General features: G+C 41.4%; 2 protein-coding genes. Both read left to right on the top strand.

From position 1 onward, the window contains the following. Window positions 1-44 precede the first annotated feature (44 nt). Window positions 45-557, top strand: coding sequence for a helix-turn-helix domain-containing protein (locus tag NLF92_RS12625; RefSeq protein WP_254102537.1), 513 nt, complete (start codon window positions 45-47; stop codon window positions 555-557). Next, a complete protein-coding gene (locus NLF92_RS12620; protein WP_254102535.1) occupies window positions 557-1,399 on the top strand; it encodes an IS3 family transposase in 843 nt (280 codons plus the stop codon). The genes NLF92_RS12625 and NLF92_RS12620 overlap by 1 nt, the downstream gene beginning before the upstream one ends. Window positions 1,400-1,429: the final 30 nt, after the last annotated feature.

Genomic DNA, 1,429 nt, shown 5'->3' with positions numbered 1-1,429 from the left:
TGAAGTGACCCCCGAAAGTTAGACAAAACCTTCGGGGGTTTTTTATGTACAAATCAAAATATTCACCAGCATTTAAAGTGATGCTTGCAGAACGCTCACTCGATGGAGAGTCAAGTTTGACTTTATCCCGAGAATATAATGTACCGTCTAGACAAATTCGTTATTGGGTACAAATATATTCTATTCATGGTCCTACAGGCTTTGTAATGCCGCTTATGAACCCTTCTGCAAAAACTAAGTTTTCCATTCTTCAAGCTATGCTTAAGAATGGCTGGTCACTTGGACATACAAGTGCTACATTCAAATTATCCTCTCCGGGTAATTTATTAAAATGGCAACAAGACTACGACGCCTTTGGTTTATCTGGACTTAAACCTAAACGAAAAGGTCGTATAGTGAAGCAAAAACCGACAGTCAAACACACAAAACCTGCCCAAGAGATGACCGAGAAAGAGTTACGCGAAGAACTTGAATATCTGCGTACGGAGAATGCTGTTCTAAAAAAGTTAGAAGCCTTAGCTCAGAAAAAACGTTCACAAGGCAAGAAAAGGTCTTAGTGGCGATAGAGCTAAAGGCAAGGTTTAAGCTTCCATTATTGCTTAATGTCTTAGGCATTGCCCGAAGTGTGTATTATTACCACTTAACGCACATCAAGGCGGGCGATAAATACGCAGATGTCAAAGCATGCATTAAAGCGATTTATCATGAGCACAAAGGACGATACGGTTACCGTCGCATCATGTATGCATTGCGACATCAGGGGCACCATCTTAACCACAAAACAGTACAGCGCTTGATGAAGCAGCTTGGGCTGAAATCCACAGTGCGCCCCAAGCGCTACAGCTCATACCGTCAAAACACGGGAGAATCGAAGCAGGAACTTATGAATCGAGACTTTGAAGCAACCCAACCTAATCAAAAGTGGGTCACCGACGTAACGGAGTTCAATATATCAGGACAGAAAGTATATTTATCTCCTGTGATTGACCTGTATAACCGAGAAGTTATCGCGTATCGCACGGCTAAAAACGCGACATTACCCTTGGTAAGTAAAATGCTAGAGGATGCATTAAAACAGGTGAAAACAGATGATGCGCCGATGTTTCACTCCGACCAAGGTTGGCAATATAGACACAAAGGCATACAGAAAATGTTGTCTGATAAAAACATCACGCAGAGCATGTCGAGAAAAGGAAACTGTTTAGATAATGCTGTTGCCGAAAGCTTCTTTGGTGTGCTAAAAACCGAAATGTACCATAAGCAGAAATTTAAAAACGCGGATGAATTTATCGAAGCGATTGATGAATACATCCATTACTATAACCACAAACGCATTAAGCTAAAATTAAAAGGCCTGAGTCCGGTTGATTACCGAAATCAGGCCTTGAAAGCCGCTTAGTAAAGTGTCCAAGTTTTTGGGGTCACTTCA

Source organism: Opacimonas viscosa, assembly GCF_024199005.1.
In the GTDB taxonomy this organism is placed as follows: domain Bacteria; phylum Pseudomonadota; class Gammaproteobacteria; order Enterobacterales; family Alteromonadaceae; genus Opacimonas; species Opacimonas viscosa.
Note: the sequence above shows the minus strand (reverse complement) of the source record. Positions and strands in the feature narration are given on the sequence as shown.